Source organism: Bradyrhizobium sp. UNPF46, assembly GCF_006658625.1.
GTDB lineage: Bacteria > Pseudomonadota > Alphaproteobacteria > Rhizobiales > Xanthobacteraceae > Bradyrhizobium > Bradyrhizobium nitroreducens.
The window spans coordinates 25,693-48,386 of the sequence record NZ_LFJB01000078.1; the positions used below are offsets into that span (position 1 = coordinate 25,693).

Annotated in this window: 19 protein-coding genes; 12 read left to right on the forward strand and 7 right to left on the reverse strand. The window is 66.0% G+C overall.

Annotated features, from left to right (window positions below):
* The first annotated feature begins 9 nt into the window (after positions 1 to 9).
* The 3 genes from UNPF46_RS28105 to upp all read left to right on the forward strand — a co-directional run bounded on the left by UNPF46_RS28105 (position 10) and on the right by upp (position 3,299).
* Positions 10 to 1,266: a GTP cyclohydrolase II gene (locus tag UNPF46_RS28105; RefSeq protein ID WP_100178097.1), complete on the forward strand. Its 1,257-nt coding sequence runs from the start codon at positions 10 to 12 to the stop codon at positions 1,264 to 1,266.
* A gap of 7 nt (positions 1,267 to 1,273) precedes the next feature.
* Positions 1,274 to 2,512, forward strand: a complete 1,239-nt coding sequence (locus UNPF46_RS28110; RefSeq protein WP_142252162.1) for a URC4/urg3 family protein — start codon at positions 1,274 to 1,276, stop codon at positions 2,510 to 2,512.
* A gap of 157 nt (positions 2,513 to 2,669) precedes the next feature.
* Positions 2,670 to 3,299, forward strand: coding sequence for a uracil phosphoribosyltransferase (gene upp / locus UNPF46_RS28115; RefSeq protein ID WP_100178095.1), 630 nt, complete (start codon positions 2,670 to 2,672; stop codon positions 3,297 to 3,299).
* Positions 3,300 to 3,491: 192 nt separating this feature from the next.
* On the opposite strand, the gene UNPF46_RS28120 is transcribed toward upp, so the two are convergent.
* Together UNPF46_RS28120 and UNPF46_RS28125 are read right to left on the reverse strand one after the other, a co-directional pair.
* Entirely contained in the window at positions 3,492 to 4,604 is a 1,113-nt protein-coding gene (locus UNPF46_RS28120; protein ID WP_142252163.1) for a M48 family metallopeptidase, read from the reverse strand.
* A gap of 3 nt (positions 4,605 to 4,607) precedes the next feature.
* Positions 4,608 to 5,753, reverse strand: a complete 1,146-nt coding sequence (locus UNPF46_RS28125) for a DUF898 family protein (protein ID WP_181770156.1) — start codon at positions 5,751 to 5,753, stop codon at positions 4,608 to 4,610.
* Between the two features lie 302 nt (positions 5,754 to 6,055).
* Between UNPF46_RS28125 and UNPF46_RS28130 the strand changes: the two genes are divergently transcribed.
* Both UNPF46_RS28130 and UNPF46_RS28135 read left to right on the forward strand, forming a co-directional pair.
* Positions 6,056 to 7,321, forward strand: a complete 1,266-nt coding sequence (locus UNPF46_RS28130; RefSeq protein ID WP_100178092.1) for a cytochrome P450 — start codon at positions 6,056 to 6,058, stop codon at positions 7,319 to 7,321.
* A 182-nt stretch (positions 7,322 to 7,503) separates the two neighbouring features.
* Positions 7,504 to 8,778: a cytochrome P450 gene (locus UNPF46_RS28135; RefSeq protein WP_100178091.1), complete on the forward strand. Its 1,275-nt coding sequence runs from the start codon at positions 7,504 to 7,506 to the stop codon at positions 8,776 to 8,778.
* Between the two features lie 266 nt (positions 8,779 to 9,044).
* Here the strand turns inward: UNPF46_RS28135 and UNPF46_RS28140 are convergent, their stop codons facing one another.
* Positions 9,045 to 9,965: a LysR substrate-binding domain-containing protein gene (locus tag UNPF46_RS28140; protein WP_142252165.1), complete on the reverse strand. Its 921-nt coding sequence runs from the start codon at positions 9,963 to 9,965 to the stop codon at positions 9,045 to 9,047.
* Between the two features lie 125 nt (positions 9,966 to 10,090).
* Here UNPF46_RS28140 and UNPF46_RS28145 point away from each other — a divergent pair, with 125 nt between their 5' ends.
* From UNPF46_RS28145 to mdlC, 4 genes are all read left to right on the forward strand, one after another.
* The gene (locus UNPF46_RS28145; protein WP_142252166.1) at positions 10,091 to 11,260 is read left to right on the forward strand and encodes an acyl-CoA dehydrogenase family protein; all 1,170 of its coding nucleotides are present in this window, start codon (positions 10,091 to 10,093) and stop codon (positions 11,258 to 11,260) included.
* Positions 11,261 to 11,269: 9 nt separating this feature from the next.
* Positions 11,270 to 12,373, forward strand: a complete 1,104-nt coding sequence (locus tag UNPF46_RS28150; protein ID WP_100178088.1) for a CaiB/BaiF CoA transferase family protein — start codon at positions 11,270 to 11,272, stop codon at positions 12,371 to 12,373.
* Positions 12,374 to 12,388: 15 nt separating this feature from the next.
* Positions 12,389 to 13,234: an HTD2 family dehydratase gene (locus tag UNPF46_RS28155; protein ID WP_142252167.1), complete on the forward strand. Its 846-nt coding sequence runs from the start codon at positions 12,389 to 12,391 to the stop codon at positions 13,232 to 13,234.
* A gap of 175 nt (positions 13,235 to 13,409) precedes the next feature.
* Positions 13,410 to 15,032, forward strand: coding sequence for a benzoylformate decarboxylase (gene mdlC, locus UNPF46_RS28160; RefSeq protein ID WP_142252168.1), 1,623 nt, complete (start codon positions 13,410 to 13,412; stop codon positions 15,030 to 15,032).
* Between the two features lie 88 nt (positions 15,033 to 15,120).
* Here mdlC and UNPF46_RS28165 read toward each other — a convergent pair whose 3' ends face one another.
* Positions 15,121 to 15,897, reverse strand: a complete 777-nt coding sequence (locus UNPF46_RS28165) for an SDR family NAD(P)-dependent oxidoreductase (protein ID WP_100178085.1) — start codon at positions 15,895 to 15,897, stop codon at positions 15,121 to 15,123.
* Positions 15,898 to 15,972: 75 nt separating this feature from the next.
* Here UNPF46_RS28165 and UNPF46_RS28170 point away from each other — a divergent pair, with 75 nt between their 5' ends.
* Positions 15,973 to 16,434 carry a MarR family winged helix-turn-helix transcriptional regulator gene (locus UNPF46_RS28170; protein ID WP_181770150.1) on the forward strand — a complete coding sequence of 154 codons (462 nt, stop codon included), beginning with the start codon at positions 15,973 to 15,975 and terminating at the stop codon, positions 16,432 to 16,434.
* Positions 16,435 to 16,574: 140 nt separating this feature from the next.
* Here UNPF46_RS28170 and UNPF46_RS28180 read toward each other — a convergent pair whose 3' ends face one another.
* Together UNPF46_RS28180 and trhA are read right to left on the reverse strand one after the other, a co-directional pair.
* Positions 16,575 to 17,369, reverse strand: coding sequence for an SDR family oxidoreductase (locus UNPF46_RS28180; RefSeq protein ID WP_142252170.1), 795 nt, complete (start codon positions 17,367 to 17,369; stop codon positions 16,575 to 16,577).
* 67 nt (positions 17,370 to 17,436) lie between these two features.
* Positions 17,437 to 18,132 carry a PAQR family membrane homeostasis protein TrhA gene (trhA, locus tag UNPF46_RS28185; RefSeq protein ID WP_142252171.1) on the reverse strand — a complete coding sequence of 232 codons (696 nt, stop codon included), beginning with the start codon at positions 18,130 to 18,132 and terminating at the stop codon, positions 17,437 to 17,439.
* 177 nt (positions 18,133 to 18,309) lie between these two features.
* Between trhA and UNPF46_RS28190 the strand changes: the two genes are divergently transcribed.
* Both UNPF46_RS28190 and UNPF46_RS28195 read left to right on the forward strand, forming a co-directional pair.
* On the forward strand, positions 18,310 to 19,779 hold the full coding sequence (locus UNPF46_RS28190) for a YcjX family GTP-binding protein (RefSeq protein WP_142252172.1): 1,470 nt from the start codon (positions 18,310 to 18,312) through the stop codon (positions 19,777 to 19,779).
* Positions 19,776 to 20,804: a YcjF family protein gene (locus tag UNPF46_RS28195; RefSeq protein WP_142252173.1), complete on the forward strand. Its 1,029-nt coding sequence runs from the start codon at positions 19,776 to 19,778 to the stop codon at positions 20,802 to 20,804. Before UNPF46_RS28190 ends, UNPF46_RS28195 begins: the two co-directional genes overlap by 4 nt.
* A 114-nt stretch (positions 20,805 to 20,918) precedes the next feature.
* Here the strand turns inward: UNPF46_RS28195 and UNPF46_RS28200 are convergent, their stop codons facing one another.
* Complete coding sequence (locus UNPF46_RS28200) at positions 20,919 to 22,484, reverse strand: glycosyltransferase family 39 protein (RefSeq protein WP_142252199.1); 1,566 nt, start codon at positions 22,482 to 22,484, stop codon at positions 20,919 to 20,921.
* Between the last annotated feature and the right edge of the window lie 210 nt (positions 22,485 to 22,694).

Below are 22,694 nucleotides of genomic sequence, written 5' to 3' on the forward strand. Positions count from 1 at the left end.
AGTTTGGTCATGAGCCGCGCGAACCGTACCGACCACATCCGCCTCACCTCGCATCCGGAGCCGGGCCGCAAGTCCGCCTTCCCGATCCATTGGGGCGCGGCCGACGCACGTGCCCGCGGACCGATCATCGGCACGGTGTCACGCGCAGGCGATCGCAACGTGATCGGCAGCCATGGCGGCTCCTACGCGATGTACCGCGCGCTCGCGGTGTCCGCCGGCGCGCTCGATCCGATTCGCAGGCCCGATCTCACCAACACGTTTCCGGCCGCCACCATCGGCCCGTTCGATCAGTGGCGCGATCCCGCCAAGATCGTCGCGCTCGATCCCTGGGGGCATCTGGTCGCGGAAAACTTCCGCCAGGAGATCGCCGAGGGCGCCGACATCCGCCCGAGCATCGCGGTGACGCGGGCGCGGCTCGACCTGCCGGAGATCCGCGAAGCGCTCGCGGCAAAACGGCTGCGCGCCGACGGCGAGGTCGTGCATGCCAATGGCAGCGTCTCCGTGGTGAAGATCGCGATCGATCCGGTCTGGTACCTGCCCGGCCTTGCGGCACGCTTCGGCACCAGCGAGACCGAGCTGCGGCGCACGCTGTTCGAGCAGACCGCCGGCATGTTCCCCGAGCTCGTCACCCGGCCGGACATGAAGGTGTTCCTGCCGCCGATCGGCGGCACCACCGTCTACATGTTCGGCGATGTGACGAAACTGCCCGATCATCGCACCAAGATCACCTGCCGCGTGCATGACGAGTGCAACGGCTCCGACGTGTTCGGCTCCGACATCTGCACCTGCCGGCCCTATCTGATCCACGGCATCGAGGAATCCGCGCGCGGCGCGCAGGAGGGCGGGCTCGGGCTCGTGGTCTATAACCGCAAGGAAGGCCGCGCGCTCGGCGAAGTGACAAAGTTCCTGGTCTACAATGCGCGCAAGCGCCAGGAGGACGGCGACGCGGCCGCCGCCTATTTCGAGCGCACCGAATGCGTCGCCGGCGTGCAGGACGCGCGTTTCCAGCAGCTGATGCCGGATACCATCCACTGGCTCGGCCTCAAGCGCATCGACCGCTTCCTGTCGATGAGCGACATGAAATACGACGCGCTGACCTCGCAAGGCATCGACATCGTCGAGCGCGTGCCGATCCCGCTCGAGCTGATCCCGGCCGACGCCCATGTCGAGATCGCAGCCAAGAAGGCCGCGGGCTATTACACGACCGACATCGCGCCGGAGAAGGACGTGAACGGCGTGGTCGGACGTTCGCTGGAAAAATACTGATCGCGCGATGGCGGATGCTTTGGAACAACAGGCCCGCTCCCTGCTCAGCGCAGGAGCGGTTCGCGCGCGTGCGGGCGAGATGCTCGGGATCGGCCTTGCCGGCGGGCTCAATCACTTCACCGTCGATCTCGACCGTATCGATGGCGTGGCCGATGCCGTGCTCGCGGTGACGCGAAAAGCCTATCCCACGCTGGACGTGCCCTTCCACGCGCGGTGGCGGCATTTTGTCATCGGCGGCGTCGACCGCTGGGCAAGCCTTGCAAATGCGGCCGCGTGGCCGGATCGCGCCGCGCGGGCGCGCGCGGAGTTCGACCTCGCCATCGTCAGCGTGCTGCTCGATGCCGGCGCCGGCGCCGCCTGGCGATATCGCGACGCCGCGACGGGCGAGAGCATCGGCCGGTCCGAGGGGCTTGCCATCGCGAGCCTCGACATGTTTGCGAGCGGTCTCTTCTCGCACGATGCCCGCTCGCCATTCAGGGCCAATGCGGACGTGCTGGCAAGGCTGCCCCTCGCCTCCCTCACATCCGCCTTTCAGGTCAACGATGCCAATCCTCTGGTCGGGCTCGACGGGCGCACCGATCTGTTGCGGCGTCTGGGCCGGCACGTCGCGGAGCGCCCCGACGTGTTCGGCCTGCACGATACGCCGCGGCCGGGCGGCCTGTTCGATCACATCGCGGCGCGAGCGAATGGCGGTGCCATTGCCGCGCCCGCGATCCTGTCGGCGGTGCTGAACCAGCTCGGGCCGATCTGGCCGTCACGGCTCGAGCTCGCCGGCGTCCCGCTCGGCGATTGCTGGCGGCATCCGGCGATCAAGGCAGACGACGCAACGGCTGGCCTCGTGCCGCTGCACAAGCTGTCGCAATGGCTGAGCTATTCGCTCATCGAGCCGCTGCAGCGCGCGGGATTGGCCGTCACCGACATCGACGGGCTGACCGGCCTCGCCGAATACCGCAATGGCGGCCTGTTCGTCGATCACGACGTGCTGCGCCTGCGCGATGCCGCCGACGCCGCGCGCGCGCATGCGGTGGATTCCTTGCTCGTCGTGGAGTGGCGCGCGCTGACTGTGGCGCTACTTGATCGGCTAGCGGAGCTGGTTCGCGTAAAACTCGGCCGCACGCCCGAGACCTTGCCGCTCGCCAGCATTCTGGAAGGCGGTAGCTGGGCCGCCGGCCGCGCCATCGCCTTTTCGCGCCGTCCCGACGGCTCGCCGCCGCTCAAGGTGATCAGCGACGGCACGGTTTTCTAACCCTCTCCCCTTGTGGGAGAGGGTGCCTCGCGAAAGCGAGGCGGGTGAGGGGTCTGTCTCCGCGGGCATATCTCTCAGTGAAGTTCGCGGAGAGAACCCCTCATCCGGCGCTTCGCGCCACCTTCTCCCACAAGGGGAGAAGGAAGAAAGGCATCCCATGGAAGGCGTCACGATCGTCGATCATCCGCTGGTGCAGCACAAGCTGACGCTGGTGCGGGACAAGTCCATCTCGACAAAGTCGTTCAGGGAGCTGATCAAGGAGATCGGCATGCTGCTCTGCTACGAGGTCACACGCGATCTGCCGCTCGCCGACACCGTGATCGAGACGCCGCTGGCGACGATGCACTCGGCCAAGATCGCCGGCAAGAAGCTGGTGTTCGTGCCGATGCTGCGCGCCGGCACCACTTTCGTCGACGGCATGATGGATCTGGTGCCGACCGCGCGCGTCGCCCATATCGGGCTCTACCGCGAGCCACACAGCTTTGCCGCGGTCGAATATTTCTTCAAATCGCCCTCCGACCTCAGCGAGCGCCTCGCCATCGTGGTGACGTCGGTGGTCGCCACCGCCAACACGGCGGTGGCCGCCATCGACCGGCTGAAGGAGCGCGGCGCCAAGGACATCCGTCTCGCCTGTCTGATCGCGGCGCCGGAAGGACTCGAACGGCTGCGCGGATTCCATCCGGACGTGCCGGTCTGGACTGCCGCAGTGGACGAAGGTCTCGACGAGAACGGCTACATCCTGCCCGGCCTCGGCGATGCCGGCGACCGCGCCTACGGGACGCGGTGATCGCTTGACTGCTCGGCAAGGCCGGAGCAAGCGCCTCGTCCTTCGAGACGACCGCTTCGCGGTCTCCTCAGGATGAGGCTGAGTGACATTGGTGTTGGTGGAAACTGCCGCAGCGTACTCCACCCTCATCCTGAGGGCCCGCCAAAGGCGGGCGTCTCGAAGGATGGCCGCGGGGAAGGTTGAAACTCCGCCTCACACCTTCCCGCTGCCGCAGATCAGCTTCAGCGACTGCCACTCCTTGTCCGTCAGCAGCGGCGGGCCGGAGGCCGGGCGGTCTTCCCTGGTCATGCGGGCGAGACGGTCCTCGGTCAGCGGGTGGCTGGCGAGGATCGTCGTGAGCGTCGAGCCGCCTTCCTTGCCGGTGATGCGGTACATCAGCTCAAAAGCAGGTTTTGGCGAGCGGCCGAGCTTGTGCATGATCTCGATCGCGAAGGTGTCGGCCGCGGTCTCGGCTTCGCGCGAATAGGAGGCCTCGACCACGCTGCGCGAGGCGAAGATCACGGCGGACGAGCCGGTGACGTCGCCGAACAACAGGCCGATCAGGAACGACGTGCCGCCGTTGTAGATCAGGCCGCGCATGTTGTCGTAATGCTTGAGATGGCCGAGCTCGTGGGCGAGGATGCCGGCGAGTTCGTCGGGGGTTTGCGCCTTGTCGAGCAGGCCCCTCAGCACATAGACCTTGCCGCCGGGCAGCGCGAACGCATTCGGCACCGCGGTCGGCAGCACGCCGGCCGTCATGGAATCGTCGTCGAGGCCGGCGGCATCGCGCAGGCGGTTGACGAGCTTCGTGAACGCGGCCTTGCCGGCGGGGTCTGCGCAAGCCTTGCCGCCGAAAATGGCTTTGACCTGGACTTCGGAGGCATCCCCAATGCGCCGCTCGATCGGCTTCGGCACCAGCGGCGCGAGACGGTCGGCCGCGAGCGGCACGCCGAACAGCACGACGCAGACGATTGAGGCGGTGGCCGCGACCGACCAGCCGACGATCTTGGCGACGCCGCGGCGCGAGGTCCGGTGCTCGTCGAGCCGCATGCAACGGGCGGTCACGTCGGCCGCCAGCACCGCGTCGCGAATCTCGAGCCGCGCCAATGGCGGCGCGGTGGTGCAGGCCAGACGCAGGATCCCGGGCGGACTGTCGGCGCGGCGGATGTCGGCATAGGCCCAGCGAACCGGCGCCTCACCCTCCTCGGTGATCTCGAGCGCATCAGCGAACGTCAGCGTCACCTGCCGCCGGCGGCTCGACGTGCCGTCGAAGAAGATGGTCGGCTTGGTCGATTGCGCCGGCGCCTCGGCAAATACGTCACTCACAGCTCAGAATCCCGCAACATCGAGCCCATCGGCAAAACCTTCGCCGAGCGCGCTGGCAAGCTGGCCGCTGCCGCGCACATCCGCCGCGGCCGCGATGTTGTGCACCTCGACGGTTTCCAGCACCTTGGCCCAGAGATCACGCTGGAGATAGACGCGCATCACGATGTTGACCGCAAGCGCCAGCGCGAAATAGCCGATCACCATCATCACCACCATGGGGATGCTCTTGGCGGCATTGTCGGAGCCGAACATTTGATCGGCCGGAACGCCGCTCAGCTGCACGAGCAGCAAGGCGCCGCCGCCCATATAGGCCGAGAAGGCCATCGTGAGCAGCATCCACCAGCCGATCACCTTCCAGTACAAACCGTAGAAGGCGTCATGAGGCAGATTGGAGGACAGGCTGACGCCGCCGATGCGGATGCCGTCGAGCCACCAGCGCCACTCGCGCGCCTTGAACTCGGCATAGAAGAACGGCGCCAGCGGGAAGATGAAGAGCGCGATCGGGCTGAGCAGCCACAGCCACCAGGCGCGCTTGAAGAAGGTCCAGCCGTCGCCTTCGAAATCGCCTGAGAGATCGCCGTAATGGCTGTGCTGCATCTTGTAGCGCTCCAGCGCGGCCTCGCGCCACGGCAGCGCCAGGCCGAGCGTCAGCAGCACGAGCAGGCCCCACGCCATGGCGCGGAACGAATAGGCCCAGCCGGAGCCGTCCATCCAGAAGCGGACCCCGCGCCAGACCGTGCGCGTCAACCGGTAACGTCGCGCGCGAAAGATCGCGAACTGGCCGAAGGCATAGAAGCCGAGAAACAGCGGCGTCGAGGCAAAGCCCTGCCAGCGCTCGAACTCGATGCCGATCAGGAAGTAGGCGAGGTAGATCGGCACCAGGATCGCGAGCGCGAACAGGAAGCCGACCAGGAGCTCCTTGGCCCGGCCGGTATATTCGGCGGCATCGCCGTCGATCGCGGTGTTCGCCCACAGATGCCGGCGGATGTCGGTGACGAGCCAGAACCGGTAGAAGCCGAAGGTGACGAGCTCCAGCATGGCACCCTTGGTGACCATTTTCCGGAATTCGGAGCGATTGCCGGAAAAGTCGACCCGCGTGGGCGGCAGCGGCGGCGGGATGGGCTCGGAGCCGATGGGGGTCCATTGCATGTCGTTCACGGCGGCAACCTCGGGATGCGGTCTTGATCCGGTCAAACTATAGATCAGAGGTTAGTCGGTACCCAAGATGGCGGGGTTCGATTTCCCTCGATTCCAGTCGGTTTCTGGCACGATTTCACGACAAACGGTGTGCGGGGGATCACGCTGATGGAGGCGCCCCAAGATCTCTCGCAACGGTTGGATGTGGCAAAACTCTCCCTTGCTCCGGCGCAGACAACCGGCTGTAATTGCAAATCAAATACCGCAGCGCAGAATTCAACGAGAACGCGCGGTTGATGCCAGGGAGAACGGTCATGCATGGGACCATCGAGAACGCGGCCAAGCTCGACGCGCTACGCGCACGCGCCAATTCACTGCCGCTGGAGCAGTTCGACCCGGGCGATCCCGAATTGTTCAGGACCGATACGTTCTGGCCCTATTTCGATCGGCTCCGCCGCGAAGACCCCGTACACTATTGCAAGGACTCGATGTTCGGCCCTTACTGGTCGGTGACGCGCTACAACGACATCATGGAGATCGAGACCAACCACGCGGTGTTCTCCTCGGCCTCCTCGCTCGGCGGCATCACCATCCGCGACATCGATCCGGACCTGCGCCGCGAGAGCTTCATTTCGATGGACCCGCCGCGCCACGCCGCCCAGCGCAAGACCGTGGCGCCGATGTTCACGCCGACGCATCTGGACAATCTCGCCCTCAACATCCGCAAGCGCTCGGCCGAATGCCTGGACAATCTGCCGCGCGGCGAGGTGTTCGACTGGGTCGACCGCGTCTCGATCGAGCTCACCACCCAGATGCTGGCGGTGCTGTTCGACTTTCCCTGGGAAGACCGCCGCAAGCTGACGCGCTGGTCGGACATCGCCACCACCATTCCCGGACCCGACGGCCTCGTCGCCACCGAGGACGAGCGCCAGGCCGAGCTGACGGAATGCGCCGGCTACTTCGCCCGCCTCTGGAAGGAGCGCATCGCGCAGCCGCCGAAGAGCGACCTGCTCTCGATGATGGCGCATGGCGCCGCCACGCGCGACATGGACGCCAAGAACTTCCTCGGCAATCTCATTCTGTTGATCGTCGGCGGCAACGACACCACGCGCAACACCATGTCGGGCTCGCTGCTCGCGCTGAGCCAGCATCCGGAGCAATATCGCAAGCTGCGCGAGAACCCGGCCTTGCTCGACAGTTTCGTCCCCGAAGTGATCCGCTGGCAGACGCCGCTGGCGCATATGCGCCGCACCGCGCTCTCCGACTTCGAATTCCGCGGCAAGCAGATCAAGAAAGGTGACAAGGTCGTGATGTGGTACGTCTCGGGCAACCGCGACGAGGAGGCGATCGAGAAGCCCTACGAATTCATCATTGACCGCGCCCGCCCGCGCACGCATCTGTCGTTCGGCTTCGGCATCCACCGTTGCGTCGGCCTGCGGCTTGCCGAGCTGCAGCTCAAGATTATCTGGGAAGAGATCCTGAGGCGTTTCGACCATATCGAGGTGGTCGGCAAGCCGAAACGGGTCTATTCGAGCTTCGTCAAGGGACTGGAAGAGCTGCCGGTGAAGATTGCGGCGTAGGAATTCTCCCTCTCCCCGTTCTTACGGGGAGAGGGTCGGGGTGAGGGGCTCTCTCCGCAAACACGCTGAGAGACGGATTCGCGGAGAGTCCCCCTCACCCGGAATTTGAGCTTCGCTCGAATTCCGGCCTCTCCCCGCAGGCGGGGAGAGGCGAAGAAAGAGAACCAACTGGAGCCACCACGATGAACATCCAAGCGCCGGTTAAAGTGGACAAGGCCGAACGCATGCGCAGGGCCCGTGAGGAGGCCTATGCGACGCCGCTGTCGCAATTCCACCCCGGCGCGCCCAGGCTGTTCCAGGACGACACGCTGTGGCCGTGGTTCGAGCGGCTGCGCAACGAAGAGCCGGTGCACTATTGCACCAACGCGCCGATCGAGCCGTACTGGTCGGTGGTGAAATACAACGACATCATGCATGTCGACACCAATCACGGCACCTTCTCCTCGGACTCCACGCTCGGCGGCATCTCGATCCGCGACGTGCCGCCCGGCTACGACTATCCGAGCTTCATCGCGATGGATCAGCCCCGGCATTCGTCGCAGCGCAAGACGGTGTCGCCGATGTTCACGCCGACACATCTGGACGAGCTGGCAAAGCTGATCCGGCAGCGCTCGCAGACCGTGCTCGACAATCTGCCGCGCAACGAGACCTTCAATTTCGTCGAGCGCGTCTCGATCGAGCTGACGACGCAGATGCTCGCCACCTTGTTCGACTTCCCCTGGGAGGAGCGGCGCAAGCTGACGCGCTGGTCGGACGTGTCGACCGCGCTGCCCAAGAGCGGCATCGTCGCCTCCGCCGAGGAGCGCCGCCGCGAGATGGACGAGTGCTACGCCTATATGTCCAAGCTCTGGAACGAGCGCGTCAACTCCGCGCCGCGCAACGACCTCTTGTCGCTGATGGCCCATAACGACGCCACGCGCCACATGGACCCCGACAACCTCATGGGCAACATCATCCTGCTCATCGTCGGCGGCAACGACACCACGCGCAACACCATGACCGGCTCGGTGCTGGCGCTGAACGAGAACCCCGAGCAATACGACAAGCTGCGCGCCAATCCGGAGCTGATCGATTCCATGGTGCCTGAGGTGATCCGCTGGCAGACGCCGCTGGCGCATATGCGGCGCACGGCCTTGCAGGACACCGAGATCGGCGGCAAGCAGATCAGGAAGGGCGATCGCGTCGTGATGTGGTACGTCTCCGGCAACCGCGACGACGAGATGTTCGACAGGCCCAACGAGTTCATCATCGACCGCCCGCGCCCGCGCACCCACCTCTCCTTCGGCTTCGGCATCCACCGCTGCGTCGGCATGCGCCTCGCCGAGCTGCAGCTCAAGATCGTCTGGGAGGAGATGCTGAAGCGCTTCGACCGCATCGAGGTGGTCGGCGAGCCCAAGCGGATCTATTCGAGCTTCATCAAGGGATATGAGACGCTGCCGGTGAGGATTCCGGGCTAGGTAGGCTCTGCTCTGCTCTGCTCTGCGGCGTGCTGAGGCAGGGCGCCTCTCCATACTCCGCTGTCATCGCCCGCGACGGCGTGGCATCCAGTACGCCGCGGCGTATCGGCTCCAGCCGCACCGCCTCTGGAATGCTGGATCGCCCGCCTTCGCGGGCGAAGACAGCGGAAGATGGGGCGGCCCAGCTATAAAATTCCGGCATGACAGCTCGCACAACATGCGATGGGCCGCACGCGCTCTTCTGGCCTAAACCGCCTTGAAAGCATTCAACTCAATTTGATGTCCCACACGCCATCCTTGCGGCAGGCGGCGACTTCCTCGCGCAGCAGCGCCGTGACGGCGAGCGAGGCCGTCGAGACCGGGCGGTCGATCGGAGAAGCGAAAATGAGCTCGCGCGTCATCGGCTTCGAGACCGCCGTCGTCTCCAGCCGTCCGTCCGCGACCTCGCCGTGGACCGACGATGGCGGCAGCAGCGCGAAGCCGAGGCCCTCCTCGACCAGGCTGGTCAGCACGCGGAACGAATCCGCCTCGAGCTGGACGTCGAGCTTGATCTTGCGCTGGGCGGCCGCGTGCTCGATCAGCGCGCGGAGGCCATGCGAGTGAGAGGGCAGCACCAGCCGTTGCCGCAACAGCCAGCCGATATCGACGCTCTTCTTGCGCGCAAGGCCGCAGCCGCGCGGGCCGACCGCGACGATGTTGTCGCGGCCGAGGCTCTGCACGTTGAGATGCAGGTCGGCCGAACGGCCGTAGAGAATGGCGAGGTCCATCTCGCCGCGATGCAGCCACTCGACCAGATGGCCGCTATAGCTCTCGACGATGCGCAGCGAGATGCCGGGAAACTTTTCGACGCAGCGCCGCGCAAACCGTGCCGACAGCACGCAGCTCACGGTCGGGACCAGGCCGAGCACGACCTGCCCGGAGGGCGGTCCCTGGGACGACTGGATGTCGTCGCGGATCTGGTCGATCTGCCGCACGATGCCGGAGGTGCGCGCCAGCAGCAGCCGCCCGGCCTCGGTCAGCACCATGCCGCGGCCGTTGCGGGTGAACAGCTCGGTGCGCAGCTCGTGTTCCAGCAGCTTGATTTGCCTCGAGAGCGCCGGCTGCGCCACGCGCAGCGTGTCGGACGCCTTGCTCAGGCTGCCGAGCTCCGCCACGCAACTGAAGGTCCTGAGCTGCCGGAAATCCATGCTTGCCAATCCTGGAAGGCTACTCCATACGCTATAACAAATGAGCATAGGGGGCGGGCATTGTTTTCACAACGCCTGAGGGTCGGCCGGCGTTATCTTAACTGCCGCTAAGAACTGGAAACGCCATGAGTGAAGAACACCACACTGAAGATTACGCCGACATTCGCGACGCCGTCGCAAAATTGTGCGCGCAGTTTCCCGGCGAATATTGGCGCAAGCTCGATCGCGAGATGGCCTACCCCAAGGCCTTCGTCGATGCGCTGACCGAAGCCGGCTATCTCTCGGTGCTGATCCCGGAAGAGTATGGCGGCGCGGGCCTGAAGCTCTCGGCGGCGGCTGCGATCCTGGAAGAGATCCAGCGTGCGGGGTGCAACGGCGGCGGCTGCCATGCCCAGATGTACACGATGGGCACCGTGCTGCGGCACGGCAATGCCGAGCAGAAGGCAAAGTACCTGCCGAAGATCGCCAGCGGCGAATTGCGCCTGCAGGCCTTCGGCGTCACCGAGCCGACCAGCGGCACCGACACCTCCTCGCTGAAGACCTTCGCGCGCAAGGAAGGCAACGACAGCTACATCGTCAACGGCCAGAAGATCTGGACCAGCCGCGCCGAGCATTCCGACCTGATGGTGCTGCTGGCGCGCACCACGCCGAAGGAGCAGGCCAAGAAGCGCACGGATGGTCTGTCGGTCTTCATCGTCGACATGCGCGAGGCCAAGAACAACGGCCTCGAGATCCGCCCGATCCGCACCATGATGAACCACGCCACCACCGAAGTTTTCTTCACCGACATGAAGGTGCCGGCGGAGAACCTGATCGGCGAGGAGGGCAAGGGCTTTCGCTACATCCTCTCCGGCATGAATGCCGAGCGCATTTTGATCGCCGCCGAATGCGTCGGCGACGCCAAATGGTTCATCGCCAAGGCCACCAACTACGCGAAGGAGCGCAGCGTGTTCGGCCGGCCGATCGGCCAGAACCAAGGCATTCAGTTCCCGATTGCCAAGGCCTATGCCTCCATGCGCGCGGCCGAGCTGATGGTGAAGGAAGCCACGCGCAAATACGAGGCCGGGCTCGACTGCGGCGCGGAGGCCAACATGGCCAAGATGCTGGCGGCCGACGCGTCCTGGGAAGCGGCGAATGCCTGCATCCAGACCCATGGCGGCTTCGGCTTTGCCGAGGAATACGACGTCGAGCGCAAATTCCGCGAGACGCGGCTCTATCAGGTGGCGCCGATCTCGACCAACCTCGTGCTGTCCTTCGTCGCCGAGCACGTGCTCGGCATGCCGCGCTCGTACTGAGGTCGCGCCATGGGAGCATTGGACGGGATCAGGGTGATTGCGGTGGAGCAGGCGGTGGCGGCGCCGTTCTGCTCCTCGCGCCTGGCGGATGCCGGCGCGGAGGTGATCAAGATCGAGCGGCCCGAGGGCGATTTCGCCCGCGGCTATGACGCGGCGGCCAAGGGCCAGAGCAGCTATTTCGTCTGGCTCAACCGCGGCAAGCAATCGGCGGTGGTGGATCTCGCCACCAAGGAAGGTTGCGCCGAGCTGGAGAAGCTGATCGCCAGCGCCGATGTGCTGATCCAGAACCTGAAGCCGGGCTCGATGGACAAGCTCGGCTTTTCGCGCGAGCGGCTCCTGAAGGACTATCCGAAGCTGATCTCGTGTACGATCACAGGCTATGGCGACGAGGGCCCCTACGCCCACCGCAAGGCCTATGACCTCCTGATCCAGGCCGAGAGCGGCCTTGCCTCGATCACCGGCAACCCCGACGGCGCCTCGCGCGTCGGCATGTCGATCGTCGACGTCGCGACCGGCGCCACCGCCCATGCGGCGATCCTGGAGGCGCTGATCGCGCGCGGGCGCACCGGCAAGGGCTGTGACATCCGCATCTCCATGTTCGACGTGATGGCGGACTGGTGCACCGTGCCGCTGCTCAATTCCGAAGCCGGAAATCCACCCAAGCGCATGGGCCTGCGCCATCCCTCGATCGCGCCCTATGGCGTCTTCACCTCGAAGGACGGCAAGGACATCCTGATCTCGATCCAGAGCGAGCGCGAATGGAAGACGCTGTGCGCGAAGGTGCTTGATCAGCCCGACCTGCCGGCCGACCCCCGCGTCGCCAACATGGTCGAGCGCGTGCGCAACCGCGACTTCACCGACACGACGGTGGCGGATGCCTTCGGCAAGATGACGCGCGACGAGCTGTTGAAGCGGCTGTCGGACGCCGACATCGCCTTTGCCGAGGTCAACACCATGGCCGACCTCACCAAGCATCCGCATCTCAGGCGTATCGAGGTCGACACGCCGAACGGCCGCGTCAGCTATCCCGCGCCGGCGCCGATCATCGTCGGCGAAACACGCAGCTATGGCGCCGTGCCTGCGATCGGCGAAAAGCCAAAATCAAGAAAGTAACAAGAGCGAGGTATCATGACCGAGAAGCTCGACATCGACCACTTGCGGCAATGGATCGGCCGCAGCACGGAAGCCACCGACATCGTCACCGCGCAGCTCGTCATGGGCCTGCGCGCGACGCTGTTCCAGGAGGTCGGCGAGCCCAAGAAGGGCGACGCCGCGCCGTTCACGGTGCATTGGTGCCTGGCGCAGCCGGTGTTTCCGATGTCGATGCTCGGCCCCGACGGCCACCCCACCCGCGGCGGCTTCCTGCCGCCGGTGCCACTGCCGCGCCGGATGTGGGCCGGCGGCGAGATCGAATTCCTGCAGCCATTGCAGGTCGGCGATGAATCGACGCGGACCTCGCGCATCGCCGATGTGCAGGTCAAGACCGGCTCGACCGGCACGCTGTGCTTCGTTTCGGTCGAGCACAGCATCTCCTCGCCCCGCGGCACCGCCATCCGCGAGCGGCAGGACATCGTCTATCGCGAGATGACGAGCAGCGCGCCTGCGAGCGCGAAAGCCCCGCCACCGACAGCGCAGCACCGCGAGACGCACGTGTCCGATCCCGTGCTGCTGTTTCGCTACTCCGCGCTGACCTTCAACGGCCACCGCATTCATTACGACCGCGACTACGTCACCAAGGTCGAGGGCTATCCCGGCCTGATCTTCCACGGCCCCTTGCAGGCGGCGCTGATCATCGAGCTGGCGGCCAAGCTGCACGGCGGCAAGGCGCCGAAGAAGTTCACCTATCGCGGGCTGCAGCCACTGTTCGAGGGCACGGAGTTCTCGGTGAACGCCAACGAGACTGAGGCGGGCATGGAGCTGTGGACCGCGAATGCGGAAGGGCAGCCGACGATGAAGGGCACGGCGGTGTGGTGAGCCACCGCGCTCTCCCCGTCATTGCGAGCGTAGCGGCGATGTAAGAACGTAGACCCTCACCCTGAGGAGCCGCGCAGCGGCGTCTCGAAGGGCGAGGCCACCAGCCGGGCCTTCATCCTTCGAGACGCGCGAAGACGCGCTCCTCAGGATGAGGAACTAGAAGGGGACGGAAACCATGGCCAAGAACGGCAAGAGCGGCGGCAAATCCGTCACCGTCAAGCAGGCGACGCTCGACCTCTTGCGCTCGTTCGGCATCACAAAAGTCTTTGGCAATCCCGGCTCGACCGAGCTGCCGTTCCTCTCTGACTGGCCCGACGACATCGACTACGTGCTGGCGCTGCAGGAGGCCTCTGCAGTCGGCATGGCCGATGGCTATGCGCAGGCGACGCGCAATGCCGGCTTCGTCAACCTGCATTCGGCGGCAGGCGTCGGCAACGCGCTCGGCAATATCTACACCGCGCATCGCAACCAGACGCCGCTCGTGATCACCGCCGGCCAGCAGGCGCGCTCGATCCTGCCGCTGCAGGCCTTCCTCTATGCCGAGCGCGCCTCGGAATTTCCCCGGCCTTACGTGAAATACAGCGTCGAGCCGGCGCGGCCCGAGGACGTGCCGGCCGCGATCGCGCGCGCCTATTACACCGCAATGCAGCCGCCGTGCGGGCCGACCTTCGTGTCGATCCCGATCGACGACTGGGCCCACGCCTGTGCGCCGGTCGAGGCGCGGAAAGTCAGCCGCGAGATCGGGCCCGAGCTTGATCCGATGAAGGCGCTGGTCACAGCGCTCGGTTCGGCAAAACACCCGGCGCTCGTGGTCGGCCCCGGCGTCGACCGCGCCGGCGCGGTCGATCTGATGGTGCGGGTCGCCGAGAAGGCCAAGGCCTGTGTCTGGGTCAGCCCGTTCTCGGCGCGCTGCTCCTTCCCCGAGCGTCATCCGCAATTTGCGGGCTTCCTGCATGCCTCACCGGCCCAGCTCTCCGATGCGTTGCGCGAGCACGATTTCGTCGTCGTCATCGGCGCGCCCGTGTTCACCTTCCATGTCGAGGGCCATGCCGCGATCTTCGACGGCGGCGCGACCATCTTCCAGATCACGGATGATGCGGATGCCGCCGCAGTGACGCCGGTCGGCACCAGCATCATCGCCACCATGAAGCCGGCGCTGAGCCTGCTGCTCGACTTATTGCCGGAGAGCAAGCGCGCCACGCCGAAAGGCCGCACGCTACCACCGGCGCCGCAGACCGCCGACCCGCTGCCGGTCGAATTCCTGCTGCATTCGCTGTCACAGGCGATGCCTGAAGGCGCCTCGCTGGTCGAGGAAGTGCCCTCGCACCGCCCGGCGATGCAGAAGTTCATGCCGATGCGCGGCCAGGATTCGTTCTACACCATGGCGAGCGGCGGCCTCGGCTACTCCCTGCCGGCCGCCGTCGGCATGGCGCTCGGCAAGCCGAAGCAACGCACCGTGTGCCTGATCGGCGACGGCTCGGCGATGTATTCGATCCAAGCGCTGTGGACCGCCGCGCAGCGCAAGCTGCCGTTGACTGTCGTCGTCATCAACAATTCCGGCTACGGCGCGATGCGCTCGTTCAGCCAGGTGATGCAGGTGCGCAACGTGCCCGGGCTGGAGCTGCCCGGGATCGATTTCGTCCGGCTCGCCGAAGGCATGGGCTGCCACGCTGTCCGGGTGACGAAGGCCGCGGAGCTCGGCGAGGCGCTGAAGCGCGGCATGGCGTTCGAGGGGACGAGCCTGGTGGAAGTCGTCGTGGATTCGGCGGTGCCGGTGCTGTACGGGCAGAAGCACTGAAGGGCCGTAGCCCGGATGAAGCGAAAGCGAAATCCGGGAATCGTGCAACGAGCAAAGCGGTCCCGGATTGCGCTTCGCTCCATCCGGGCTACGAAGCGAGAAATCCCCCGTCCGCCGCCAGCACGTGTCCGACCACATAGGACGACGCATCCGACGACAGCCACACCACGGCTTCCGCCACCTCCTCCGGGCTGCCCATCCGCCGCAGCGGCAGACCGGCGCTTACCGTTGCGATATCGCCGACGCCGGCGCGCAGCATCATGTCGGTGACGACGCGGCCCGGCGCGATCGCGTTGATGCGGATGCCGCGCGGGGCATTCTCCATCGCCGCCGAGCGCGTCAACGAGATCGCCGCGGCTTTCGAGGCCGAATAGAGCGAGAAGCCGGGATTGGGATTGCGCATGCCACTGACGGAGGCGTTGACGACGATGCTGCCGCTGCCTTGCGCCAGCATGGCCGGCAATTGATGGCGCAGGCACAGGAACAGCGCGCGGACATTGGTGTCGAACACGGTGTCGTAGACGTCGGTGCCCTGCTCTTCCAGCGGCGCGCGGCGCTCCTGGAAGCCGGCATTGTTGAAAGCGACGTCGAGCCGGCCGCAGCGTTCGATCGCCGTGCGAACCATCCGCGCGACCTCGTCCTCGCGCGTGATGTCGGTCCGAAGCGCGATCGCTTCCGCGCCAAGCTCACGGCATGAAGCGGCGGCCGCCTCGATCTCGGCCTCGCGCCGTCCCGCCACGATGATCGCCTCGGCGCCTTCGGTCGCCATCCGCAGCGCGGTGGCACGGCCGATGCCACTGCCGCCGCCCGTGACGAGGCACACCTTGCCCGTCATCCGCATCGCCGCAGGCAAAGCTTCGCTCATCGTCCGCTCCAAAACGCTTGCGCGCGCCGCTCTGCGCATATAGTTGTATGATACAACTATATGCCGGGAGTCAAGATGGCCGAGCTTGCATTGATCGACGACATCCGCGCCGCCTCGCGCCTGATGGTGCGCGAGCTCGGCTTCATGGATGCGACGGTGGCGGCCTCGGACTATCCGCCCTCGGCCGTGCACACGATCCTGGAGATCGGCATCCGCGGTCCCATGAATTCGGGCGAACTCGGCGATTTCCTGCGTCTGGAAAAGTCCAGCGTCAGCCGTCTGGTGCGCAAGCTGATCGATTGCGGCGAGCTCAGGGAGACGCCGGATGAGACGGATGCGCGCAGCAAAAGGCTGTCGCTGACGGCGAAGGGCCGGCGCACGCTGGAGGCGCTGCATGCGTTCGGCCGTCAGCAGGTGCGCGGCGCGCTGGCGGCATTGACGGAAGCCGAGCAACGCAAGGTACGCGAGGGCATGATGCTTTATGCAAGGGCGCTCAGGCAGAGCCGGGTGGAGGAAGAGGTGGAGTCGGTGGCGTAGCCACACTCTCGGTGTCATCGCCCGGCTTGACCAGGCGATCCAGTAGTCCGAGACGGTTGTGGTAGAACCGACGGGCCGCGGCGTACTGGATTCCCCGCCTTCGCGGGGAATGACAACAGCGTGGGCGGCACCAGCCTTCCCTACTTCCCGAAATCTTCCCGCATCTTCGCCTGAATCTTGGCCATGCCGCCGATCCAACGGTCGTAATTCTCGGTCTTCTTGCGCATGTAGCCGAGCACCTGGGGGTGCGGCAGGATCAGGAACGTCTCCTGCGCGAGGCCGGCGAGCACGTCTTTCGCCACCTGCTCCGGCGTGAGATCGCCGTCGCCGGATTGCGGGCCCTTGGGGATCGAGCGCAGCATGTTGGTGTCGACGCCCTGCGGGCAGAGGATCGAGACCTTGATGTTATGGGCCTTGTGCGAGATCGCGAGATTCTCGGCAAAGCCGACTGCAGCATGCTTGGTCGTCGAATAGGCCGGACTGCCGACTTGCGACAACAGGCCCGCGGCGGAGATGGTGTTGAGGAAATAGCCGCCGCCGCGCGCCTTCATGCGGGGGATGAGATGCCGCGCCGCATAGACATGGGCCATGACGTGGATCGCCCAGCTGCGCTGCCATGGCTCGTCGGAGGCGCCGCCGGCGTTCTCCGACATCGGATCGAAGCCGCCGCCGATGCCGGCGTTTGAGCAAAAGAGATCAATGGGTCCGAACTGCCGCTCGGTCTCCTCGATGACATGCGAAATGTCCTTTTCCTGCGCGACGTCGCATTTGAACGCCGCGCCGTCCACCATGGCGGCCACCGCCCGCGCATTGGCGGCGTCCATGTCCGCGACCACGACCTTGGCCGCCCCCGCCGCGTGAAAGGCTTCGCACAGCGCCCTGCCGATGCCGTTTGCGCCGCCCGTGACGACCACGACCTTGCCGGTCACCTGCATGCGACGTCTCCTCTTGTCTTTTACCGCTTGTCGGCCGCTTCGCCTGTCCCGGCGTCGCGGTTCCTGCTCAGCTCAACACGAGGTCGAGCACCGCGGTATAATGGCACGCCGCGCCGGCCAAGACAAAGCCGTGCCAGATCGCATTCTGGAAGCGCAGCCGCCGCCAAGCGTGAAAAATCACGCCGAAGCTGTAGAGCAGGCCGCCGGCTAGGATGAGGCCCAGCACCAGTGCCGGCAGTGCCTTGACCACGGCGTCGTAGAGCATCACGCCGCTCCAGCCCATCGCAAGATAAATGCCGACCGAGACGCGGTCGAACCGGCCGGGGTAGAACAGCTTCAGCACGATGCCGAGGACGGCGACGCACCAGACGCCAGCGAGCAACACCAGCGCGAACACGCTGTCCTTCACCTCCAGGATGAACGGGGTGTAGGTCGCGGCAATCAGCAGATAGATCGCGGAATGGTCGAACCGCCGCAGCAGCCATTTGGCCGGCGACACCGGCCAGAGATTATAGGTCGCCGACAGCACCAGCATCGAGAGCAGCCCGGCGACGTAGATCGAGACGCCGACGATGTTGGTGGCGTCGGCATAGATCGCCGTCAGCACCACCAGCACGGTCGCGGCGACGATGCCGGACAACACGCCGATCGCGTGGACGATGCCGTCGGCAATGAGCTCGGCACGGTCGTAATCCCAGCCGATCGCGTCGGCGGCGGCATGGACGGAATTCGATGCAAATTGTTTCAGCTGGAAGACGGTCATGGCAATCCGCACGTTGTGGTAATGCCTTCTTCTATGGGTAGTTCGAGATCGGCGCGTCGTTCAAACGGGTGATTTCCGACAAAGGCGGTGGAAGTATGGAGCTTGATTTTCCCCACGCAATTGCCACTTTTGTGAACGGACACACATTCCGCCCGCCCCGGATCCACTAACGTTCATATGGCATTCAGTTTCCAGGATATGGTCGAAGAAGCGCGGCTGTCCGCGCAGGCGCTGATCGACTATGGCGAGCACTTCTTCAATCCGACGGTACGGCTCGGGGTCACGGGCCTGTCGCGGGCCGGCAAGACCGTGTTCATCACCGCGCTGATCCACGGCCTCACCCGCGGCGGCCGGTTTCCGGTGTTCGACGCCTACGCCTCGGGCCGGATCGCGCGGGCGCATCTGGCGCCGCAGCCCGACGATGCCGTGCCGCGCTTCGCCTATGAAAACCATCTGCGTGCGCTGGTCGAGGAACGGCGCTGGCCAAGCTCGACCGTCGACATCAGCGAGCTCAGGCTTGTCATCGACTATCAACGCCCGAACGGCGCCGACCGCACGCTGACGCTGGACATCGTCGACTATCCCGGCGAATGGCTGCTCGACCTGCCGCTGCTGCAGAAGAGCTTCGAGCAATGGTCGGCGGAGAGCCTTGCCTTGTCGCGCGAGGCACCGCGCGCGCATCTTGCGAGCGAATGGCACACGCATCTCGCAACACTCAAGCCCGAAGCGCGCGAGGACGAGCAGGCGACGCTCACCGCTGCAAAACTCTTCACCGATTATCTGCGCGCCTGCCGCGACGAGCGCTTTGCCATGAGCCTGTTGCCGCCCGGCCGTTTCCTGATGCCCGGCAATCTCGCGGGCTCCCCCGCGCTGACCTTTGCACCGCTCGACGTGCCGGTTGGCGGTCAGGCCCCGGATGGATCGCTGTGGGCAATGATGGTGCGCCGCTTCGAGGCCTACAAGGACGTCGTGGTGCGGCCGTTCTTCCGCGATCATTTTGCCCGGCTCGATCGCCAGATCGTGCTGGCCGACGCGCTCGCCGCGTTCAACTCCGGTCCCGAGGCGCTGCACGATCTCGAAGCCGCACTGGCCGGCATTCTCGACTGCTTCAACATCGGCCGCAGCACGATCCTTTCCAGCCTGTTCCGGCCGCGCATCGACCGCATCCTGTTCGCGGCGACCAAGGCCGATCATCTGCATCATTCCAGCCACGACCGGCTCGAGGCCGTGCTGCGCCGCGCCGTCGCGGGCGCAGTCGCGCGCGCGGAAAATACCGGCGCGGCCATCGACGTGGTGGCGCTGGCCGCGGTGCGGGCGACGAGGGAGGCGCAGGTCGCGCGCGGCCGCGACAAATTGCCGTCGATCCTGGGAACGCCGGCCGCAGGCGAAAGCGCCGGCGGCGAGTTCTTCGACGGCAACACCGAAGTGGCGACGTTTCCGGGCGACCTGCCGCTCGACCCCGAGCCGCTGTTCAACGGCACCGATGCGTTCCGTGGCCTCTCCACCGAGGCCGCCGAAAGAAGTGATTTTCGTTTCCTGCGCTTCCGCCCGCCCCCACTGGACCGCGAAGGCACCGAGCCGCCGACGCTGCCTCACATCCGCCTCGACCGTGCCTTGCAGTTCCTGATCGGAGACAAGCTCGCATGAACGACCGATCGAAGCCACGGCGGCCGGCGACGTTCCGGCTCGACGATCCCGGCGTCGTCGTCACCGAAGCCGACGAGACCAGCCGGCTCAGCCGCGCCACCATCCAGATCACGCCGGAGCATGACCCGCAGGCGCTGCCGGTGCCGATCGCGGCCGCCGTTCCCGCACGGCGCAGATTTCCCTGGGGCACGCTGTTCTGGTCGGGGCTGGGCGGGCTGACGCTGCTCGGCACCGGGCTCGGCGTCGTCCGTCTGATCGAGGATCTGTTCGCGCGCAGCGAAACGCTCGGCTATGTCGGCCTTGCCTTCGCTGCCGTCACCGCTCTGGCGCTCGCGGTCGTGATCGGCCGCGAGGCGTTCGGGCTCGCGCGCCTTGCCACTATCGAGAAACTGCATGCGCGCGCGGCGGCCGTGCTTGCCAGCGACGACCGCAAGGAAAGCCGCGTCATCGTGCGGGATCTGCTCGAGATCGCGCACCAGAACCCGCAGCTCGCCCGCGCCCGCGCCGCGCTGGAGAGCCACACCGGCGAGATCATCGACGGCGCCGACATGATCCGGCTCGCCGAGCGCGAATTGATGTCGCCGCTCGATGCGGAAGCGCGGCGACTGGTGTCCTCAGCCGCGCAAAAGGTCTCGATCGTCACGGCGGTGTCACCGCGCGCGGCGATCGACGTGCTGTTCGTGTTCGTCGCAGCGCTGCGCCTGATCCGCCAGCTCGCCTACCTCTATGGCGGCCGCCCCGGCGCGCTCGGCATGATCCGCCTGCTCCGCCACGTCATCACCCATCTCGCCATCACCGGTGGCATGGCCGCGAGCGACAGCCTGGTGCAGCAGATGCTGGGACATGGCATCGCGGCGAAGCTATCGCAGCGGCTCGGCGAAGGCGTGCTGAACGGATTGCTGACGGCGCGGCTGGGCCTTGCCGCCATCGACGTCACAAGGCCGCTGCCCTTCGCCGCCCTGCCGCCGCCGAAACTGTCGGACCTCGCGACGGATTTGTTGCGGAAGAAGGACGAGGAGGAGTAGCGGGCTCTTCCTTACCCTCCCCTGGAGGGGGAGGGTCGGCTCGCAGCGCGCCAGCGATGCGAGACGGGGTGGGGTGACAGTCTCTCCTCCTTGAACGCTGCCCGAGTGGAGAGATCACCCCACCCCGCTCGCGCTGCGCGCGATCGACCCTCCCCCTCCAGGGGAGGGTAAGAGAAACCGCGCGAGTCTCGCGCTGAATCCCCCCGCCAGCACCTTCCACTGGAACAGCGGCGAATCCTTCGGCGGTGACAGCTCCGGCGTCCATCCCGTGAGCTTTTCGATCACATAGTTATCCGCGCGAACACCCCGCCAGCTTCGTTCGACCTCTCCGAGCGGCTCGCGCTTCGCCGGAATGTTCTCCCAAAGCGACGAACGATCGTCCGGCTCGCGCCCGACATAGATGCCGGCGTGGCCCTTGATCCGGTCCATGCCGGGATCACGGAAATCCTGGAAGCGGCCGCGCTCGTTGAGCTCGATGACGGGCACGCGGCCGCGGAACAGCCAGCGCATCATGGCGTAGGTGCGGTAGTCCGTGGTCGCGATCCAGGTCGCACCGGTCTCATCGAGCGCCGCCTGGGCATGCGCGGCGACCTGCTCATAGCCGGCCTCGGCGCCGATCGGATCGATCTTGCCGAGCAGATTGAAGGGCGCGGCGACATAATAGAGGAACACGATGACGACGAAGGCGAGGCCCGAGCCGACGGCGGTCCTGGCCCAGAACACCGACGATCTCAGCATGCGCGCCGACCAATCCTCCTTCATCATGGCCGCGAGGTTGACCGCGGCTGCAGCGAAGCCGACCGGCCACATGAACATCGGCCAGGTGTCGCCAACCCGGAGCGTCGACGACTTGAAGAGAAAATAGGCGAACGGCACCAGCACCGCGGTCGACAACAGGATCGCAACGGGCTCGCGCGTGCGATAGCCGCGCCATGCCGTCAGCACGAGGCCCGTCAGCACCACCGGCAACATGACGAAGCCGACCAGGCCGAATTGCAGGCCGACGTAATCGCCGATCGTGCGCAGCGAGATGCCGTAATTGGCGGTGGCGCGCACGCCCTGGAAACGAAACGAGGCCCAATCGTGCTGCGCGTTCCAGATCAGCACCGGCGAGAACACGAGGATTGCGACCAGGACCGCGAGATAGGGATACGGACTGCGCAGCCAGCGCCAGCGCCAATCCGGCACCAGCAGAAAGGCGGCAACTGCGGGGGCAAACATGACCGCGGTGAATTTCGACAGCATCGACAGGCCGGCGAACAGGCCGGCCGCCAGCCACCAGCGTCCGTCGCCGCTCTGCGCTATCAGCACCAGCGCCCACATCATCGCCACCGCGAACGGGATCATGGCGACATCGGGCGCGACCTTGGCCATCAGCAGACCGTAATAGAGCGCAGCTTCCGGCATCAGCACCGCGAGCACGATCGCGCGCACATCATGGGTGAGGCGGCGGACGATGTCGGCCAGCAGCAGCTGCGTCAGCAGCATCGCGACGATGCCACCGAGGCGCACCCCGAGCGTGGTGTCGCCGAGGATTGCGGTTCCCAGGCGGATCAGCCAGGCGATGCCCGGGGGATGATCGAGGAAGCTCAGCGCGCCCTCCTTCGACCAGGTCCAGTAATAGGCCTCGTCGGTGCGCAGCTCGATCGCGGAGGCATAGACGACGCGAAGCAGCGTCATCGCGGCGATGACGGCCACGGCGATCAGGATGAGACGGCGTTCGGCGCCGTCTGGCTTCGCAGAGATGTCGGGAGCGATCGTCACGGCCGCGCTTTTCCCCAACTTGGGAGGGGGAGTCAATGCGGGGGGGACCGCGCTACAAATACCGCTGTCGTCCCGGGCAAGCGTCAGCGCAGACCCGGGACCCATGACCCCAGGGCGGAGTTTGGC

What these genes read in the sequence shown, in the direction of transcription:
- UNPF46_RS28135 (WP_100178091.1), top strand. Translation starts at nt 7,504, where the DNA reads ATGAACATCCAAGCGCCGGTTAAAGTGGACAAGGCCGAACGCATGCGC.
- UNPF46_RS28165 (WP_100178085.1), bottom strand. Translation starts at nt 15,897, where the DNA reads ATGAGCGAAGCTTTGCCTGCGGCGATGCGGATGACGGGCAAGGTGTGC.
- UNPF46_RS28170 (WP_181770150.1), top strand. Translation starts at nt 15,973, where the DNA reads ATGGCCGAGCTTGCATTGATCGACGACATCCGCGCCGCCTCGCGCCTG.
- UNPF46_RS28155 (WP_142252167.1), top strand. Translation starts at nt 12,389, where the DNA reads ATGACCGAGAAGCTCGACATCGACCACTTGCGGCAATGGATCGGCCGC.
- UNPF46_RS28125 (WP_181770156.1), bottom strand. Translation starts at nt 5,753, where the DNA reads ATGCAATGGACCCCCATCGGCTCCGAGCCCATCCCGCCGCCGCTGCCG.
- UNPF46_RS28195 (WP_142252173.1), top strand. Translation starts at nt 19,776, where the DNA reads ATGAACGACCGATCGAAGCCACGGCGGCCGGCGACGTTCCGGCTCGAC.
- UNPF46_RS28140 (WP_142252165.1), bottom strand. Translation starts at nt 9,965, where the DNA reads ATGGATTTCCGGCAGCTCAGGACCTTCAGTTGCGTGGCGGAGCTCGGC.
- UNPF46_RS28200 (WP_142252199.1), bottom strand. Translation starts at nt 22,484, where the DNA reads ATGACGCTGCTTCGCGTCGTCTATGCCTCCGCGATCGAGCTGCGCACC.
- UNPF46_RS28150 (WP_100178088.1), top strand. Translation starts at nt 11,270, where the DNA reads ATGGGAGCATTGGACGGGATCAGGGTGATTGCGGTGGAGCAGGCGGTG.
- UNPF46_RS28180 (WP_142252170.1), bottom strand. Translation starts at nt 17,369, where the DNA reads ATGCAGGTGACCGGCAAGGTCGTGGTCGTCACGGGCGGCGCAAACGGC.
- UNPF46_RS28145 (WP_142252166.1), top strand. Translation starts at nt 10,091, where the DNA reads ATGAGTGAAGAACACCACACTGAAGATTACGCCGACATTCGCGACGCC.
- UNPF46_RS28130 (WP_100178092.1), top strand. Translation starts at nt 6,056, where the DNA reads ATGCATGGGACCATCGAGAACGCGGCCAAGCTCGACGCGCTACGCGCA.
- UNPF46_RS28105 (WP_100178097.1), top strand. Translation starts at nt 10, where the DNA reads ATGAGCCGCGCGAACCGTACCGACCACATCCGCCTCACCTCGCATCCG.
- trhA (WP_142252171.1), bottom strand. Translation starts at nt 18,132, where the DNA reads ATGACCGTCTTCCAGCTGAAACAATTTGCATCGAATTCCGTCCATGCC.
- upp (WP_100178095.1), top strand. Translation starts at nt 2,670, where the DNA reads ATGGAAGGCGTCACGATCGTCGATCATCCGCTGGTGCAGCACAAGCTG.
- UNPF46_RS28190 (WP_142252172.1), top strand. Translation starts at nt 18,310, where the DNA reads ATGGCATTCAGTTTCCAGGATATGGTCGAAGAAGCGCGGCTGTCCGCG.
- mdlC (WP_142252168.1), top strand. Translation starts at nt 13,410, where the DNA reads ATGGCCAAGAACGGCAAGAGCGGCGGCAAATCCGTCACCGTCAAGCAG.
- UNPF46_RS28110 (WP_142252162.1), top strand. Translation starts at nt 1,274, where the DNA reads ATGGCGGATGCTTTGGAACAACAGGCCCGCTCCCTGCTCAGCGCAGGA.